Source organism: Oleiphilus sp. HI0123 (assembly GCF_001635315.1).
In genome coordinates, this window is record NZ_LWGE01000307.1 from 1 (window position 1) to 336 (window position 336).

General features: G+C 45.5%; 1 protein-coding gene. It reads right to left on the bottom strand.

Annotation, left to right across the window (positions count from 1 at the left end):
* Nucleotides 1-336, bottom strand: a 336-nt coding sequence (locus A3761_RS02935) for a PLP-dependent transferase (protein WP_197472765.1), incomplete at both ends; no start/stop codon positions are given.

Consider the following 336-nt stretch of genomic DNA (forward strand, 5'->3'; position numbering starts at 1 on the left):
GATCGATAACATTACCCGCGGGGTTACCAATACTCTCGCAATAAACGGCTGCGGTATTTTCATCAATCAGCTTTGCTAAGGACTCAGGCTTATCATCTTCAGCGAAACGTACATCAATTCCCTGGCTCGGCAGCATATGCTTGAAAAGTGTATAAGTACCGCCATAGAGCTGAGGTACTGAAACAATATTCTTGCCCTTGCTGGCGATCGTTATAATCGCGTAATGAATGGCAGCACTGCCAGCACTCACAGCCAAGGCCGCAATACCTTTTTCTAACTCCGCTACTCTTTTTTCAAGCACATCGTTAGTGGGGTTCATTATTCGCGTGTAGATAT